This window comes from Afifella sp. JA880 (assembly GCF_025379905.1).
Lineage (GTDB): Bacteria > Pseudomonadota > Alphaproteobacteria > Rhizobiales > Afifellaceae > Afifella > Afifella aestuarii.
Genome location: NZ_JAOANH010000002.1, coordinates 631,675 through 646,852, shown reverse-complemented (window position 1 = coordinate 646,852; position 15,178 = coordinate 631,675). Strand labels below are relative to the sequence as shown.

Annotated in this window: 17 protein-coding genes; 4 read left to right on the top strand and 13 right to left on the bottom strand. The window is 60.3% G+C overall.

Going from position 1 to position 15,178, the window contains the following annotated elements; all coding sequences use genetic code 11:
- Nucleotides 1-15: 15 nt before the first annotated feature.
- From NYQ83_RS11300 to NYQ83_RS11240, 13 genes are all read right to left on the bottom strand, one after another.
- The gene (locus tag NYQ83_RS11300; protein ID WP_261214718.1) at nucleotides 16-414 is read right to left on the bottom strand and encodes a hypothetical protein; all 399 of its coding nucleotides are present in this window, start codon (nucleotides 412-414) and stop codon (nucleotides 16-18) included.
- Nucleotides 415-418: 4 nt separating this feature from the next.
- The gene (gene fliR / locus NYQ83_RS11295; protein ID WP_164879561.1) at nucleotides 419-1,174 is read right to left on the bottom strand and encodes a flagellar biosynthesis protein FliR; all 756 of its coding nucleotides are present in this window, start codon (nucleotides 1,172-1,174) and stop codon (nucleotides 419-421) included.
- The gene (gene flhA / locus NYQ83_RS11290) at nucleotides 1,171-3,261 is read right to left on the bottom strand and encodes a flagellar biosynthesis protein FlhA (protein WP_128291195.1); all 2,091 of its coding nucleotides are present in this window, start codon (nucleotides 3,259-3,261) and stop codon (nucleotides 1,171-1,173) included. The genes fliR and flhA overlap by 4 nt, the downstream gene beginning before the upstream one ends.
- A gap of 42 nt (nucleotides 3,262-3,303) precedes the next feature.
- On the bottom strand, nucleotides 3,304-3,570 hold the full coding sequence (gene fliQ, locus NYQ83_RS11285) for a flagellar biosynthesis protein FliQ (protein ID WP_128291196.1): 267 nt from the start codon (nucleotides 3,568-3,570) through the stop codon (nucleotides 3,304-3,306).
- Nucleotide 3,571: 1 nt separating this feature from the next.
- Entirely contained in the window at nucleotides 3,572-3,973 is a 402-nt protein-coding gene (gene flgD / locus NYQ83_RS11280; RefSeq protein WP_128291197.1) for a flagellar hook assembly protein FlgD, read from the bottom strand.
- A gap of 67 nt (nucleotides 3,974-4,040) precedes the next feature.
- Nucleotides 4,041-4,451 (bottom strand): flagellar biosynthesis repressor FlbT, encoded by a 411-nt coding sequence (gene flbT, locus NYQ83_RS11275; RefSeq protein ID WP_409976992.1) that lies wholly within the window; start codon nucleotides 4,449-4,451, stop codon nucleotides 4,041-4,043.
- Nucleotides 4,448-4,795, bottom strand: a complete 348-nt coding sequence (flaF, locus tag NYQ83_RS11270) for a flagellar biosynthesis regulator FlaF (RefSeq protein WP_128291198.1) — start codon at nucleotides 4,793-4,795, stop codon at nucleotides 4,448-4,450. The genes flbT and flaF overlap by 4 nt, the downstream gene beginning before the upstream one ends.
- Before the next feature lie 23 nt (nucleotides 4,796-4,818).
- The gene (locus NYQ83_RS11265; RefSeq protein ID WP_261214712.1) at nucleotides 4,819-5,859 is read right to left on the bottom strand and encodes a flagellar hook-associated family protein; all 1,041 of its coding nucleotides are present in this window, start codon (nucleotides 5,857-5,859) and stop codon (nucleotides 4,819-4,821) included.
- A 4-nt stretch (nucleotides 5,860-5,863) separates the two neighbouring features.
- Nucleotides 5,864-7,330 (bottom strand): flagellar hook-associated protein FlgK, encoded by a 1,467-nt coding sequence (flgK, locus tag NYQ83_RS11260; RefSeq protein WP_261214710.1) that lies wholly within the window; start codon nucleotides 7,328-7,330, stop codon nucleotides 5,864-5,866.
- Between the two features lie 34 nt (nucleotides 7,331-7,364).
- Nucleotides 7,365-8,621, bottom strand: coding sequence for a flagellar hook protein FlgE (locus NYQ83_RS11255; protein WP_261214708.1), 1,257 nt, complete (start codon nucleotides 8,619-8,621; stop codon nucleotides 7,365-7,367).
- A gap of 74 nt (nucleotides 8,622-8,695) precedes the next feature.
- Nucleotides 8,696-10,018, bottom strand: a complete 1,323-nt coding sequence (gene fliI / locus NYQ83_RS11250; protein WP_261214706.1) for a flagellar protein export ATPase FliI — start codon at nucleotides 10,016-10,018, stop codon at nucleotides 8,696-8,698.
- Nucleotides 10,019-10,059: 41 nt separating this feature from the next.
- Complete coding sequence (gene flgF, locus NYQ83_RS11245) at nucleotides 10,060-10,782, bottom strand: flagellar basal-body rod protein FlgF (RefSeq protein WP_261214704.1); 723 nt, start codon at nucleotides 10,780-10,782, stop codon at nucleotides 10,060-10,062.
- A 3-nt stretch (nucleotides 10,783-10,785) separates the two neighbouring features.
- On the bottom strand, nucleotides 10,786-11,565 hold the full coding sequence (locus NYQ83_RS11240; RefSeq protein WP_261214703.1) for a DUF1217 domain-containing protein: 780 nt from the start codon (nucleotides 11,563-11,565) through the stop codon (nucleotides 10,786-10,788).
- A gap of 172 nt (nucleotides 11,566-11,737) precedes the next feature.
- Here NYQ83_RS11240 and motA point away from each other — a divergent pair, with 172 nt between their 5' ends.
- The 4 genes from motA (at nucleotide 11,738) to NYQ83_RS11220 (ending at nucleotide 15,171) form a co-directional block, all read left to right on the top strand.
- Nucleotides 11,738-12,628 carry a flagellar motor stator protein MotA gene (gene motA, locus NYQ83_RS11235; RefSeq protein ID WP_128291836.1) on the top strand — a complete coding sequence of 297 codons (891 nt, stop codon included), beginning with the start codon at nucleotides 11,738-11,740 and terminating at the stop codon, nucleotides 12,626-12,628.
- A gap of 3 nt (nucleotides 12,629-12,631) precedes the next feature.
- Nucleotides 12,632-13,561, top strand: coding sequence for a flagellar motor switch protein FliM (locus NYQ83_RS11230; RefSeq protein WP_128291205.1), 930 nt, complete (start codon nucleotides 12,632-12,634; stop codon nucleotides 13,559-13,561).
- A gap of 265 nt (nucleotides 13,562-13,826) precedes the next feature.
- The gene (fliN, locus tag NYQ83_RS11225; protein WP_370642383.1) at nucleotides 13,827-14,132 is read left to right on the top strand and encodes a flagellar motor switch protein FliN; all 306 of its coding nucleotides are present in this window, start codon (nucleotides 13,827-13,829) and stop codon (nucleotides 14,130-14,132) included.
- Between the two features lie 10 nt (nucleotides 14,133-14,142).
- A complete protein-coding gene (locus tag NYQ83_RS11220; RefSeq protein ID WP_128291207.1) occupies nucleotides 14,143-15,171 on the top strand; it encodes a flagellar motor switch protein FliG in 1,029 nt (342 codons plus the stop codon).
- Nucleotides 15,172-15,178 lie beyond the last annotated feature (7 nt).

Below are 15,178 nucleotides of genomic sequence, written 5' to 3'. Positions count from 1 at the left end.
TATTGCGGTTTTCCCTTACGCGGGGCTTGCATCCGTCGGACGTGCGAAAGCCTCTAAAAGCAGCTGAAAACTGCGTCGTTCTTCCGCCTTGCGGGCCTCGCGCTCAAGCTTGCCGGAGAGCCTTTCGGTGGTCTTCAGGCGCCGCGCCTGAGCGAGTACCTGAGCGGTCTGCTCGGCCTGGCGACGGGCGAGCTGATCGGCTTCGCTGCTGAGGCGTGACAGACGTTTGACCTTGGCGTCGACGAACAGTCCGTGGAAGGTGTCGTCGTCGTTCAAGGCTTCGATCAGCGCCTTACGTTCCTGATCGAGTGCGCTGCCTTGCCGGGAGATATCGGCGAGCTCCCATTCTGCCGCTTCGTGCATTTTCTTTTGCACTTGCAGAATGCGCTCGATCTTCTTGCTACGGTCTTTCACTGGATTAACCTCCCACCAGCCAGATGCCGAAGGCATTGATGAAATTCGCCAGAAATTCGTGCGCAACCGTCATCAGGAGGATGAGGCCGCCTGCCGTTACGAACGGCATGGAAATGAAATACACCGGGATCTGCGGGCTCAGCTTGTTGGTGATGCCGATCGCGAGATTGATGACGATTGAGTAGACGAGAAACGGGCTGCCGATGCGCAAGACGAGGAAGAAAACCGCCGAAAGCTGATCGGTCAGGTTGATGAGTGCGCCTTGCGCGTCGAAGCCCTGCGCCGCCGGCAAGGTCTGGTACGAATCGATCAGCCCCGACAGCAACAGCCAGTGCTGGTCGGTGATGAACATGATGGTGATGGCCGTCAGCGAAAAGAGCGATGCGACGGTCGGCAGCTGGGTATCTTCTTCTACCGCAATCCCCGGCATGGCCGAGAGGCCGATCGACTGGCTGACCGCCACGGCGATCGTCTGCAGCCCAAGGAAGAAGACGCGGCCGACGAGCCCGATCAGGACACCGATCAGAAGCTCCGAGACGATCGCCTGCAGCATGGCCGAGGGCGCGCCGTCGCCCACCAACGGACGGGTGTATCCGATCAGCATCGGCGACAGTGTCAGCGTGATCGCCACTGCGATAAACAGGCGAAACTGCACCGGTATGCGCGAACTCGAAAAGCCCGGCATCAGCATCAGACAGCCGCCAATTCGGCAGAAAATGAGGAAGACGGCGAGGACCGTCTCCGAAGCGAGCTCGCTCACGAAATCGATCCGAGCGACTTGATCTCGATGCCACGGGCGATCTCCAGATGAGAGAGAACCGCAAGTGAAGGAAACATGCGTTCGATAATCATGCGCACGTAGATCCGTGCTTCCGGCGCCGTCACCAGTACGATGCTCTCGTTTTCCGCAAGGCGCGCACGCAGAACCTCGGATGCTTCTGTGGCGAACTCCTCTACCAGGCGCGGATCAATGTCGAACTCGATGACCTCGCCTTTGGCATCGCGCTTCAGGCTCTGGTGGAAGGCGAGGTCCCAGCGATTGCCGAGACGCAGCACGTTCAGCACGCCGCCCTGGGCAAGGTCGCCGCAGATCTGCTGCGCCATGCGCATGCGCACATGCTCAGCGATCTGTTCGGAGCGGCGCGCATGCGGCACGATCTCCGCCAGCGCTTCCAGAATGAGATGCAGGTTGCGGATGGAGACGCGCTCGGTAAGCAGGAGCTTCAAGACTGCCTGAAGTCCGGAATAGGTGATGTGGCTCGGGCAGATGTCGTCGACCAGGCGCTTGTACTCCGGCTCCAGCCGGTCGAGCAGCATGCGCACGTCCTTGTAGGACAGGAGCTGCGCCAGGTTGTTGCGGATGACTTCGCTCACATGAGTGAGCACGACGGAGAGATTGTCGATCGGCGTATAGCCTTCGCGGCGAACCTCCGTGGCGAAGGCGTCGGAGATCCACATCGCCTTCATGCCGAAAGCGGGTTCGCGAACCGCGTCGCCAGGCACGTCCGGTATCGCATTGTCGCCGGTGACGACGAGCAGCTCGCCGATGCGCATCTCGCAGGTTGCAAAGACCGTGCCGTGGATGCGGATCTCGTAACTCTTAGACGGGACGTTGAGGCTTTCCGTCAGTTTGATTTCGGGCACCACGAAACCGTATTGCTGCGCGAACTTGCGCCGCATGCGGCTGACGCGATGAGCGATCTCGGGCATGTTGGAGAGGATCTGTGTTGCGAGCTGCTTGCCGATGCACAGCTCGATCTCACAGGTGCGCAGCGATTCCTTTACGGAATTGCGCGCTTCCACTTCGGCCGCTTCCTTCTTCTTTTTTTCCTTCGTCTCCGCTTCCTGGCGTTTTGCCTCCTGCTGACGGGGAATGGTGTAGGCAACGAAAGCAAGGAACCCGCCGAGCGCCCCAAAAGGCAGGAGCGGCAGGCCTGGCATCAAGGCGAAGACGAACATGAGAGCCGAGGCGACGCCGAGCGCTTTCGGATAGGCTCCGAGCTGGCCGAACACGGCCTTTTCTGCCGAACCGCGCGTGCCGCCCTTGGAAACGAGGAGGCCTGCGGCGAGGGAGACGACAAGAGCCGGGATCTGAGCCACCAGACCGTCGCCGACCGACAGGCGCGTGAAGACATCAGCCGCTTCGTCGAGCGGCATGCCGTAACGGGTCGTGGCGATGATGATACCGCCGAAGATGTTGACGGCGATGGTGATGAGGCTGGCGATCGCCTCACCGCGAACGAACTTTGATGCACCGTCCATGGAGCCGAAGAAGGAGCTTTCCTCCTCCAGTTCGCGGCGGCGCAGCTGAGCTTCTTTGTCGTCGATGAGGCCAGCATTGAGATCGGCGTCGATCGCCATCTGCTTGCCGGGAATGGCATCGAGGGTAAACCGCGCGCCGACTTCGGCGATACGCGTCGCACCCTTGGTGATGACGAGGAAGTTCACCGTGACGAGAATGAGGAAGACGACGATGCCGATGACAAAGTCGCCGCCCATGACGAACATGGAAAAGCCGTTGATGATGTTGCCCGCGGCCGTCACGCCTTCATTGCCGTGGGCGAGGATGAGCCGTGTCGTTGCCACGCCGAGCGCGAGGCGCAGCACGGTCGCGATCAAAAGCACCGTCGGGAAAGAGGAGAATTCGAGAGGCTTCTCAATCCACAGCGCCACCATCAGGATCAGCACCGAGAAGGCGATCGACAAAGCGAGACCGAAATCGATCAGGAAGGTGGGGATCGGCAGGAACAGGATGACCAGCATGCCGATGATCAAGGTTGCGAAGCCGATATCCCGCTTCGACTTCTTTTCGAGCGCGTCGCCCGCAGTGAGCAGCATCTCCGACATGATCAATTCTTCCCCGGATATGGTCCGTCGTGAGAACGCGCGCTAAAAGCCGGTGGCAATGCGCCCGTAAACTTCGTTGGTGAAGGCGAAAATCTGAGCGCCGATGAAGGGCGCGCTGATCGCGGTCATGAGCAGGATGACAATGATCTTCGGAATGAAGGTCAGGGTGACTTCCTGAATCTGTGTGAGCGCCTGGAAAAGCGCGATGCCAATGCCAACAAGCATGGCCGCACCGACCGCCGGCCCTGCGGCGATGATGATCGTCCAGATCGCCTGGCGGACGACCTCAAAGGCGTCGGCTTCGTTCATCTCAGGCGACTGTCACGCCGGCGCCGATCAGCATCTGCGTGCCGTCATCCAGGTTGGCGATGAGGCCGTTGGAGGTGATGCGCACGGAGGCGACGGTGCCTGTGGTGCTGCCGTCAGGCGAGGTCACGGTGTGTCCGATGAGTTCGTTGGCCTGGCCGATGGCCGAAGAGGTCAAGATCTCGTCGAGCTTGTTGTTGGTCTGAATCGTCTGCTCGACCTGCGAGAAGCTTGCGAGCTGCGCCATGTACTGGGTGGTTTCCATGGGCGAGGTCGGGTCCTGGTTCTTCAGCTGGGTGACCAGGAGCTTCAGGAAGGTGTCGTAGTCGACCGTGGAGCCGGGGTTGTTCGTATTGCTGTTTGCGGCCGCAGTCGTGCCTGCGCCCACGCCAGAGGTGGAAGTCATGTCAGATCTCCAGATGTTCGCTGGGCCCCGCTGAAAGGCGGGACTGCTCTCGCTCGTGCGGGCCGTCTCAGGCGGCGCGGGCTGACTGCTCGGAGCTCTCCAGGATGCGGCTTTCCACTTCGAAAAGATTGCGCAGTGTGCGCAGTGCCTCGAAGCAGCGACCGCCTTTGACGAGCCCTGCAACTCCTTCCAGATCCTTCAAGATTGCATCGTTCTTGAAGGTCGTCTTCAAGCGCGTATGCATGTCACCGAAGAGGCGGCGGGCTGCCGCTGCTCCGTCAGGATCGATCAGCATCGTCTGGATCACAAAATAGAGCTGCCGCAGCGGCGTCGTCGTCTCGTGAGCCTGAAGAATGTGGTTATCGAGCAGGAAGGTCGCGTCATTGAGGAGCGTAAACGTGACCTTGCGGTCGACGCGGATCACAGCTCCATTCAAGAACAATCTCTGCCCGGGTCGGAGCGAGATCCGCATGGTCATTTGAGCCCGTCCCGGATCGTCTGGTTGACCTCGATGAGGGCGGCGAAGTTGCGCGAAGGGTCGACGAGGACGTTTTCCGCCTCGCGGATGACCCAAAGTCCCACGGAGATGAGATCCCGGCGAAGCTCCTGGCCGAGGCCGTTTTGAGGGCTGGCGAGATCGCGGATCATGAAGTTCCAGAGCTTGTTGACATAGCCAAGAGCCTCGGCGGCTTCGGGGCTGCCCGCGCCGCGTATCTCCGCAACGTGCAGAAGCTCCAGCGCGTGATCGAGCGCCATCTGCTCGCGAGCGCGTGATTCCCCGCCGGAATCGTCGAGGATCTCCGCGTAAGAGAATTTGTACATTTGAACCTCCACCCACGCCTGAATCAGGCGTACTTCAAAATGCTCAAGTTCATGATCTGAGTTGTCAGTGCGTAGGACATCTCGATCTGTGTCGTGAGCGTATCGAAGCGAACTTTCGCTTCGGCCGGATCGACATTCTCCAGTGACTGAATGCCCTTGGAGATGAGATCCTTTTCGGCTGTCATCCTCTCGGTCGCCGCGGTCACACGCTGCTGCGTGAAGCCAACCGCGCTTTGCATATCGGTGAGCTGAGGCAGAGCGCCGCCGATCAGCTCACGGGCCTTGTCGACGACGACCTGGATGGTTTCCGGTCCAAGTTCTGTCGTTCCGAGCTCGGCTACCATCGTATAGGCCATGGCGAGGTTGCGCAGAGCTTGCGTGTTGCCGTTCACGGAGGTGGTCAGCTCCTCGTGGGGAGAGATCCGGCTCGTGATGTTGGTGTTGGAGGCGTTCGACCAGACGGTCCCCCATGACGGGTCGTCGAAAAGTGCCGCGAAGTCACCGTCGAGGAAGGTCTCCATGTCGCTTGCGGTGATATTCGCAACCGCGGGATCGCTCTGCGAAAAGCCGAAGAAGGTGGCGAAAGCGCCATCGACCGCGGCCTTCGGCCCTCCGGCATCATAATCGTTGAAAGGTGCCGTGCCGGTGTTGATCCCGGAAAAGAGATACTGCCCGTCGGCAGCCGTGTTGCCGAGCGAAATGAGTCCGGAGAGTGCGGCTTTCGCTGAGGCCTGAAACTCTTCGGAGGCAACATAAGGATCTGACACCGAGACGAAGACCGCGAGGGTCTTGTTCGCCGTGTCCGCGATCCCATCCATTGAGATCTGGGTGCGTTGCAGCTGAGAGGAGAGAAGGCCGTTGGTTGCGATGAAGGATTCCGCCTGCGTAAAATCGTGGCGGAACGACAGCGTTCGTGTTGTCGAATAACCGAGCGTCAGCCCGACATCGGCGTGCCGGCTCGTTGCCATCTCGACGCCCGCCTTTGCGAGCTCGGACTGCATGCGCGGAACGCTCGAGCGCAGGTTGTTGGCGAGAGCGTACGTGGAGACGAAGGTCGTTTTCATGGCGTCAGCGCGCGTTCATGAGCAGAGTGTCAAAAAGCTCGTTAATCACCGACAGGACCTTGGCGGATGCGGCGTAGCTTTGTTCCAGCTGCAGCTGCAGTGCATATTCGTCGTCGAGATTGACGCCCGTCGCGTTGGAAAGCGCGTCGGAACTGTGAGCAACGAGGGTGTTTTGGTATTCCACCTCGGCGGTTGCCGCCTGGCGCCTGCCCTCCAGCCAGCCGGAGGAGGATGTGGTGAAATCGATCAGGCTCTGGCTGTCCTCGAGCTGCGTTGTGGGATCGAAGCTGCGTGCCGTTCCCATACCGGTGACGAGCGCGTCGAGCCGGTCGGAGAAGGCGGCCGCCCCGGTTGAATTGTAGGCGTAGGCCGCCCCGTTGACGCCACCGTCGCGCAACCGCGAAAGTGTTCCGCCCTGCAGGGGATCGATGGCCGCGTTGACGGTAATCGAAGCAGCGAGACCAGCTATTGCCGTGCCACCTGCCGGAACTGCCGGGCCACCAGGATAGGTGAAAAGCCCCGCCTGATCGGGGGCGCCGCCAGCCGTTTGGTCGGATTCCGCAAAGACCTCGATGAGGCCGCGGGCAACTTCGTCTAGCTGGTTTTGATAGGTGAGGGCGACGTCGTCGCGCAGTGTCGTCAGACCGACGAGCGCGCCGCCGTGAAGCGGCATAGTGGCGTTCGGACCAGTCACCGGAACGCCGTCGACGAAGACCGCATTGCCGGGCGCGCCAGCCGTCAGGGCAGGCGAGGCGGCAAAGGTGACGCTTCGGGCCGTCGTTTCGAACAAGGTGGCGCCGCTATCGGTATAGAGCACCATGTCGTTGTTGGCGCGCGTGACGGCCGAGACGCCCATCTGCTCGGAGATCTGGGCGAGCACGGCATCGCGTTTGTCGAGCGGATCGGTGACGTCGGCCCCTGCGAAGGAGCCCTGGACGACCAGTTTGTTCAGCGTCTCGAACTTGTCGAGAAGGCTATTCAGGTTGCTGACCGCGTTGGCGATATCGACATCGGCGTCCTGACGGACCTCGGCGATCGTCTCCGCGGACGAATGGAGTTTCGTTGTCAGCGCGTTGGCACGGGTCACCACATTCTGCGAGAGAATGGAATCGTCCGGTCGGTTGGCATATTCCTGCAGAGTGATCTGCAGCTGGCTGAGCTGCGCTGCCGGCGAGTACTCCGATTTTGGATCACCGATCGTAGCCGACAGCCGGTTGAGGCCGGCAACGAGAGCATCTTCGCTCGCGGCGCGCGATGTCGCGCCGAGCATGGTCGTATAGAGAGCGCGGTCTGTGGCGCGGGTTGTGGTGACGACGCGCACGGCGCCGTCTGGCGTCGTTATCGACGGCGCCAGCTTGCGTGAATAGGTCGGGTCGCCCGCCCCGGAGACATTCTTGGCAGAGACGGAAATCTGTGCCGCGGTTGCCTGCAAGGAGGAACGCGCCGTCGTCAGCGCGGCCTGAAGGCTCATGGCTAAACTGCCCTTTCAGTGGGAGAGGACGTGATTAACGCTTCAGGTTCATGAGGACGTCCAGAAGCTCTGAGCCTGTCTGGAAGACCTTGGAATTGGCCGAATAATCTCGCTGGGCAACGATCATGTCGGTGAGCTCCGAGGCCATATCGACATTCGATTGCTCAAGAGCTCCTGAGACGATTGCGCCGCGTGATCCTTCCGTTGGGAAGCCGACCTCGACCGCACCCGATTCCAGCGTCACCGAAAAGACGTTGCCGGACAGGGCTTCGAGCTTGTCGGGGCTCGGCACATCGGCGAGTGGCAGGCGGAAGGCCGGGGTCATCGCGCCATTGGTGTAATTGGCGTAGACTGTCCCATCCTCGGAGATCGTCACATCCTTGATCGTCGCCGGCGCGTTGCCGTTCACGACGGCCGTCATCGGCGTGTATTCGGCGGCAAGATGCGTCGTGCCGGTGAGATCGAGCGTGATCGCTTCACCGCCCGGCACTGTCAGTGCGATTTCGGCAGGTGTGCTCGTCAGGGCCCCGGCGTCATCGAAGGTCACCGTCTGGGTCGACAACGCGGCTGATGCGTAAGGAAAGCCACCGTCGGTGGCGCCGGCGTGATCGTAGACCGTGTATTCCCATTCCGCCGGGCTGTCGCTCGTCTTCGACATGTAGATGTCGAGCGTCACTTCGTTGCCGACCTTGTCGAAGACGGTGATGGACGACTTGGCGGTATAGGCTGAATCCGCCGCGTTGGCGGACGGCAGGTTGCCTGTCACGACCTCTGCACTGTCGGGCAGATTGACCTTGAAGACGCCGCTGGTGGTCGGATTGGCGGTCATGTTCATGCCGCCGAAATTGACCGGCTGAAGTCCCGTCAGACCGTTCAGGACAACACCCGGATCGCCGCCGCTGATATCGTAGCCCATCAGTGTGAAGCCGGCCGTGTTGACGAGATTACCGGTGTTGCCGTCGAGTGTGAAGGCGCCTGCCCGGGTCAGATACGGATTGCCGTTCGGGTCGTTGACCACGAAGAAACCGTTGCCCTGGACGGCGAGGTCGGTGTTCGACGTCGTATAGGTCAGCGGTCCGCGATCGCTGATGGCATGACGGATATCCGTCTTCACCGCACCCGGATTGTAACTGCCTTTGCCGCTGTTCAGGAGCAGCGATGAGAACTGGGTGTCAGCGCGCTTGTAACCGATCGTCCCGCTGTTGGCGATGTTGTCGGAGACCGTGCCAAGCAGGTTCGACTGGGCGTTCATGCCCGAAACGCCGGTGCGGAGCATCCCATAGAGGCTCATCAGCTTAATCCTTTTCCTCAACCCTTGTGTGGCCTGTTTGGCCCGGTGAGCTTGCGTGAAGCTGTCGGTGGCGCCTACTGACGCAACAAGACAGCGAGGTCTGCGAAGGCGTCCTGGGCGAGTGGGCTCGAGGGGTCCTGGCGCAGCGCATCATAGACGCGCGGCACGAGCTGAACGGCCCGGTCGAGCTCAGCATCGGCACCCTGGTGGTAGCCGCCCATGAGCCTCAAATCGCGTGTATCTTCGAAACGAGAGATCAAGGTGCGGAGCTTGCGCACCAACTCGCGCTGATCAGACGTCCAAACGATCTGCGCCAGTCGCGAAATCGATCCTAGAACGTTGATGGCCGGGTAGCGTCCCTGATCGGCGATGTTGCGATCGAGAACGATATGGCCGTCCAGCGTGCCGCGGATGGCATCGGCAACGGGATCGTTATGGTCGTCACCGTCGATCAGGACGGCGAAGATGCCGGTGATCGATCCCGCTCCTTCCTCGCCGGGGCCTGCGCGCTCCAAAAGCTTCGGCAGATCGGAAAAGACGCTGGGCGCATAACCGCGCGCCACCGCTGGCTCACCCGCTGCGAGAGCGATGTCGCGTGCTGCATGCGCGTAACGTGTGACGGAATCGACGATGAGCAGAACGGAATCGCCCTGGTCGCGGAAATATTCGGCGATCGCCATGGCGGAGAGCGGGGCGAGACGGCGCATCATGGGGCCTTCGTCGCCGGTCGCTACGACCGTGACGGCGCGGGCACGATTGCCGTTGAGGGCGCCTTCGATGAATTCCCGCACTTCTCGGCCACGTTCACCGACCAACGCCACGACGACCGTGTCGAAACCTTGCGAATGCGCGATCATCGACAGAAGCGTGGACTTGCCGACGCCGGAGCCGGCGAAAATGCCGATGCGTTGTCCTTCGCAAATCGGTGTGAAGATGTCGATCGCGCGCACGCCCGTCGTCAGGGGGCGGTGCAAGCGCGCGCGGGTCATTGCGGGCGGGGGCTCGGCGTCGACATTCATCATGCGCTGGCCGTGGGCGAGGGGACCGAGCCCGTCGACCGGTTCGCCCATGGCGTTGATGACGCGGCCTTTCCATTCGTCGCGTGGGGCCAGGCCGATCGCTCCGATACGATGCGCCTCGGTGCCTATGCCGAAGGGCATGCGCGTCTCGAAAGGTTTGACGATCACGTCACGCCCGTCGATGCGCACAACTTCGCCAAGCGCGTTCATCTTGTCCCAAGAGAAACGCACCCGCTCGCCGAGGCGCACGAACGGGGAAAGACCGGCGACGCGACAGTAAGTCGGCGCAACCTCCGTCACGAGGCCGCCCACACGCACGGGCGGGATTTCGACCGCTGCACTGTCGATCACGGATTTGAGACGCGCGAGAGCGGTCATTCAGCCATCCCCTGATGTCGGATCTTCTATTTCCTGACGGATTAGGACGGGCCGAGCGAGCGGATCGCCTCTTGCTGCGTGGATTCGCTCTTCTCCACGGCCGAAGCCGCACTGTCGAACGCGCGTTGTAGCATGATCAGCTTACTGATCTCGGAGATTGGATTGACGTTGGCGCCTTCGACGTAGCCCTGACGCAGGCCGTTGACGGTCATATCCTCGACGGGCTGGGCGGCTTCGCTCGGGATCACGCCCGAGTTTTCATAGCGGCTGAGCTTGGCAGTTTCGGGGATCGAGAACAGTCCGATCGCGCCCACTTGGTTGCCGCCTTGCGAAATGGTGCCATCCGCCGCGATGGAGACCTCGCCGCCGCGCGGATCGAGAAGAATGCCCGCTTCGCCCGGATCAAGAACGGGATAGCCGGCGGTGCTCAAGAGCTCGCCGGTTGCGGTCATCTGCAGACGGCCGTCGCGCGTGTAGACCGTGCCGTCTGGGGTCGAAAGCGCAAGCCACCCATCTCCCTGCACGGCAACGTCGAGAGGATTGCCCGTGTAGGAGACGGAGCCGGGACTGCGTGAAATATAGGTGTCGCCAGGTGACGCGAAGGCGACCTTCTCGGGACCTGTCCGCGTCATTACAGCGTCGAACTTCACCTCTTCGGCGCGAAAGCCCGCCGTGTTCATGTTGGCGACGTTGTTGGCGATTGTCGTCAGGCGGCGGTCGAGTGCCACCTGTGCGGAGAGTGCGACGTAGGTGCTTGTCGGCATGTCTCAGGTTCCGCCGTGCTTCAACTGGTTCAAGGTCAGGAGGAGGTCGGCGCTGACCGAGGTCGAGCGGCTGTTGGAAAAGAGATTGAGGATCGGATCCGCTGTCACGTTTTGCGTTGCGTCCCACATGATGGTGAAACGCTGGATGAGCTTTGCGAGTTTTTCCGGATCCTTCAGGTCAGCGATGTCCATCCGCTGCTCGACGGCCTTGGCCTGTTTGTCGATATCGGCGTTCGCCATTTCGGCGGGAAAGCCGAAGGTCGTTTTGATCACGGCCCACAGCGCATCATCAGCGAGGAGGCCGTAGGCCGACTTCACTTCGGGAGCAGCACGCTCGAAATACAACGCGAGCCGGACGCCTTCATTGTCGTCACCGGCCTTCTCTTCGAGTGTCTGGCGGGTGTAGAGATCGACGACGCCCTGCTGCGCCTCTTTCGCTGCGGTGGTCTTTTCGCCGTTCTCCGAAAAGTTGAAAACGGTTGCCAATTCCACGAAGCGATCGTCCGACATGCGATTGGCGAAGCTCTTCGGATCGCTCACCCCTTCTTCCAGGACCTTGCGAATTAAGCCCTTGGCATACGCCATATCTTCGAGGCCGAAGGCCTTCATCGCGTATTTGTAAACGCGATCGTTGTCGAAGAACTCGTCGAGCGATTTGATCGAGCCGATATTGGCGAGATAGTAATTGGTTTCGCGCGTCACGATCCGGTCGCTGGAGACTCGGCTCAGAGACTTGTCCATGTCGCCGGAGATGCGCTGATAGCTGATAGATGTCGAGATCATTGCGGCCTCACAATCGAGATGAGGCTCTAGGTCGCCAAGCTTGCGCGAAACTGGCTTCTTCTACGTTTCTGACTTCCTTGCGATGCGGCCGACGCTGCCGGGTGCTCCAGCTTCACGCAAGCCAAATCGAACAGTGAGGGCTGCGAACGAAACCATTTCATGGAGCGGGCTCTTGGCTATCCTACTCGGCTTGGTGATCGGCATCGGCTCGATGCTCGGCGGCTTCATGGCCATGGGCGGCCATGTGGGGGTCATCTGGCAGCCCTTCGAATACGTGATCATTGTCGGAATCGCGCTTGGCACTTTCATCATCGCCAACCCGATGGCGATCATCAAAGATGCCGGGGCCGGTATCTTCGAGGCGATGAAGGGCACGGCCCCGAAGCGGAGCGATTATCTCAGTATTCTGAGTCTGCTTTTTGCCTTGATGCGAGATCTCAGAACCCGTCCTCGCAACGAGGTCGAAGCGCATATCGACGATCCGGCTAATTCGGTGCTCTTTCAGCACTTTCCGACGATTCTGAAGGACAAAGAGCTCACCGCTTATATCTGTGACTACGTTCGCCTGATCATCATAGGCAATGCGCGCTCGCACGAGATCGAGGGGCTGATGGAGCAGGAGATCTCGACGATCAAGAAACACAAGCTGAAGTCTGCTGGCGCATTGGGGACGGTTGCTGAAGCGCTTCCGGCGATCGGTATTTGCGCCGCGGTCTTGGGGATTGTGAAGGCGATGGGCGCTATCGATCAGTCACCGGAGATTCTCGGTCACTACATCGCCTCGGCGCTAATCGGCACGTTCATCGGTATCTTCCTGTCCTACGCAGTGCTTTCTCCTCTGGCGGGCAAGATCAAGATTCTGCGTGAAAAGCAGTGCCAGCCTTTTGTCATCGTCAAGCAGACGCTCATTGCCTTCATGAATGGTGCGTTGCCCCAGGTCGCGCTCGAGCATGGCCGCAAGACGATTTCTTCCAAAGAGCGCCCGACCATCGACGAGGTGGAAAACGAGGCGATTTCCAACACCCCGAGCTCATCGGCAGCTCCTATGCAGCAGGCGGCCTGATCCATGTCCGAACCACAAAAAGGCACTGATATCCGTGACATGCTGCTCGATGCAGCAGGTCTGTCGGTCGACAAGCTGCCGATGCTGCAGATTATTTTCGACCGCATGGCGACATTCTGTGCCGATAGTCTGCGCACACTGGCTGCATCTCAGGCCTATTACTCTCTGAGCCATGTGGAGAGCGGGCGTATCGGTGACATCCTGGAGATGTATGAGGCCAATGCTGTCGCCGGCATCTTTCATGCGCCGACCTGGGACAACCACATCATCGTTGGCTTCGATCGCGATTTCATTTTCTCGATGGTCGAAGTTCTGTTTGGGGCCGATGGCTCGGAGCCGCCTTTCGACGACGAGCGGAATTTCTCCACGATCGAAAACCGCATTGCACAGATGCTGTTCGAGCAGGCGGGCAAGGCCTTGCAGGCCTCTTTTGCCCTCGTCTCAGACACGCCGTTCAAATTTGAACGTCAGGAAACCCGTATGGACTTCGCCGTCATCGGGCGGCGCAATAACATGGCGGTGGCGGCAAAGTTTCTGCTGCAGGCGCTCGGACGCGGCGGCGAGATGTTCGTGATTATTCCGCAATCGGCGCTGACGCCGATGCGGCAGGTGTTGTCACGCGTGATCTCCGGCGAATCGAATGCCGGTGATCCAAATTGGTCGCGCCAAATTCGCACTGAGGTGAAGAAGGCGAGTGTGCCTCTCCGCGCCGTGCTCGAAGAGCGCAGCATCATGCTCGACGAAGTCGCCCACTTTAAAGTGGGCCAGGTTTTGGAGTTGCAGGCGACGCCTGCAAGCCGCGTCAAGCTCGAGGCGAATGAGCAACCGCTTTTCTGGTGTCAGCTTGGCCAGACGGAAGGCTCGTACAAGCTCCGTGTGGAAGAGGTCTTTGATCCCGAGAAGGAGTTCATCAATGACCTTCTTTCTAACTGACCTGGCCATCCTGGCTGCTTTTGCTGGAGTGAGCGCGGCTGCCGTTGCTTTGCAGCTTCGCAATCGACGTGAAGAAGCTGTGGCCAGGGTGAAAGGCTCACGCACCAGGGAACTGGAGCGCCGACGCTAAAGGGGGCTGGCCCAACGCCGCATGCGTGAGGGCCTGCAGGATTGAATCGAGAGGAGCGTTTTCATGTCTGGAGATCCTTTGAAGGATATGCAGGAAAAGCTGAACGAGACTTCCACGCACGAGGATGATTTCACTGTGGAGGTGTCGGCAGGGCAGGGCGAGACGTTTGGCACCGGCCGCAATCTGGAATCCGTCATGCGGATTCCCGTGCTGATGCAGGTCGTGCTCGGCTCCGCACGTATGCCCGTTGCCAATCTCATGAAGCTTGGTCGAGGAGCCATCGTGCCGCTCGATCACCGCGTCGGCGAACCTGTCGAAGTGGTCGTCAATGGTCGCGTCATTGCGCGCGGCGAAGTGGTGGTCGTCGAAGACGACAATTCCCGCTTTGGTGTGTCGCTGACCGAGATTGTTGGTCCGGCTGGCGCCGAGCTGACGAACTAAGCAGGGCGAGATGGCAGCCACCGCAAACAAGCCGCCTGCGCCGCGTCCTCTTCAGGGGCCGGACCGGGTCGCCGCGCTACTCATGGCGATGGGCAAGCCCGCGGCTGCCCGCGTGATGAAGCATTTTGATCCGGAGGAGATCAAAATCATCACGCGCTCCGTGGCGACGCTGAAATCTGTTCCGCCTCAGCAGATCGAACAGCTGATCGAGGAGTTCGCCTCGAACTTCCTGAACGGCGCGCAGCTCGTGGGTACGACGGGGGAAGTAGAAAAGCTTCTGGAAGGTGTTCTGCCTCCCGATCAGATCGGCGAGATCATGGCCGACGTCATGGGCAATGCCAGTCGCTCCATCTGGGATCGCATGTCCAATGTCTCGGAAAACCTGATCGCTGCCTACATTCTGAAGGAGCATCCCCAGACGGCGGCACTTATCCTCTCGAAGGTGAAGCCGACTTGCGCGGCGAAGGTCATGGGGCATTTGCCGCCGGATCGCCGAAATGAAGTCATGCGTCGCATGCTCGGCTTTAAGCCGATGGTGGACGAGACGATGCGTATCATTGAGCGCGTCGTGCACGAAGACTTCATGACCAATCTGTCCCGAAATCAGGGTGCGGATCCGCACGCCAAGATGGCCGATATCGTCAATAAGATGGAGCGCGATCACATGGAAGACGTGCTCAACAGCCTATCGGAATCGCGGCCGAAATCTGCGGAGATCTTGAAAAGCCTGTTGTTCACTTTCGACGATATCTCGAAGCTCACGCCGAAGGCGCGGACTGCTCTCTTCGACCGCGCACCGACCGACAAGGTGGTGATGTCGCTCAAGGGCACCGATGCGGAATTCCGTGAGATCATTCTCTCCTCCTTGTCCTCGCGCGTGCGGCGCATGGTCGAGCAGGAGCTTAGCAGCAGTGAACCGGCCCCGCATCGTGAGGTCACGGATGCTCGCCGTGTAATTACCGACATGGCTCTCGATATGGCAGGAAAGGGTGAGATCGACCTCAATTCCGACAACGAGGAAGACGCCTACGTCATGTAGGCGCACT

What these genes read in the sequence shown, in the direction of transcription:
- flhA (WP_128291195.1), bottom strand. Translation starts at nt 3,261, where the DNA reads ATGTCGGAGATGCTGCTCACTGCGGGCGACGCGCTCGAAAAGAAGTCG.
- flaF (WP_128291198.1), bottom strand. Translation starts at nt 4,795, where the DNA reads ATGTACAAATTCTCTTACGCGGAGATCCTCGACGATTCCGGCGGGGAA.
- NYQ83_RS11240 (WP_261214703.1), bottom strand. Translation starts at nt 11,565, where the DNA reads ATGATCTCGACATCTATCAGCTATCAGCGCATCTCCGGCGACATGGAC.
- NYQ83_RS11220 (WP_128291207.1), top strand. Translation starts at nt 14,143, where the DNA reads ATGGCAGCCACCGCAAACAAGCCGCCTGCGCCGCGTCCTCTTCAGGGG.
- NYQ83_RS11255 (WP_261214708.1), bottom strand. Translation starts at nt 8,621, where the DNA reads ATGAGCCTCTATGGGATGCTCCGCACCGGCGTTTCGGGCATGAACGCC.
- NYQ83_RS11230 (WP_128291205.1), top strand. Translation starts at nt 12,632, where the DNA reads ATGTCCGAACCACAAAAAGGCACTGATATCCGTGACATGCTGCTCGAT.
- flgD (WP_128291197.1), bottom strand. Translation starts at nt 3,973, where the DNA reads ATGACTTCCACCTCTGGCGTGGGCGCAGGCACGACTGCGGCCGCAAAC.
- fliI (WP_261214706.1), bottom strand. Translation starts at nt 10,018, where the DNA reads ATGACCGCTCTCGCGCGTCTCAAATCCGTGATCGACAGTGCAGCGGTC.
- flbT (WP_409976992.1), bottom strand. Translation starts at nt 4,451, where the DNA reads ATGACCATGCGGATCTCGCTCCGACCCGGGCAGAGATTGTTCTTGAAT.
- flgF (WP_261214704.1), bottom strand. Translation starts at nt 10,782, where the DNA reads ATGCCGACAAGCACCTACGTCGCACTCTCCGCACAGGTGGCACTCGAC.
- NYQ83_RS11265 (WP_261214712.1), bottom strand. Translation starts at nt 5,859, where the DNA reads ATGAAAACGACCTTCGTCTCCACGTACGCTCTCGCCAACAACCTGCGC.
- fliQ (WP_128291196.1), bottom strand. Translation starts at nt 3,570, where the DNA reads ATGAACGAAGCCGACGCCTTTGAGGTCGTCCGCCAGGCGATCTGGACG.
- flgK (WP_261214710.1), bottom strand. Translation starts at nt 7,330, where the DNA reads ATGAGCCTTCAGGCCGCGCTGACGACGGCGCGTTCCTCCTTGCAGGCA.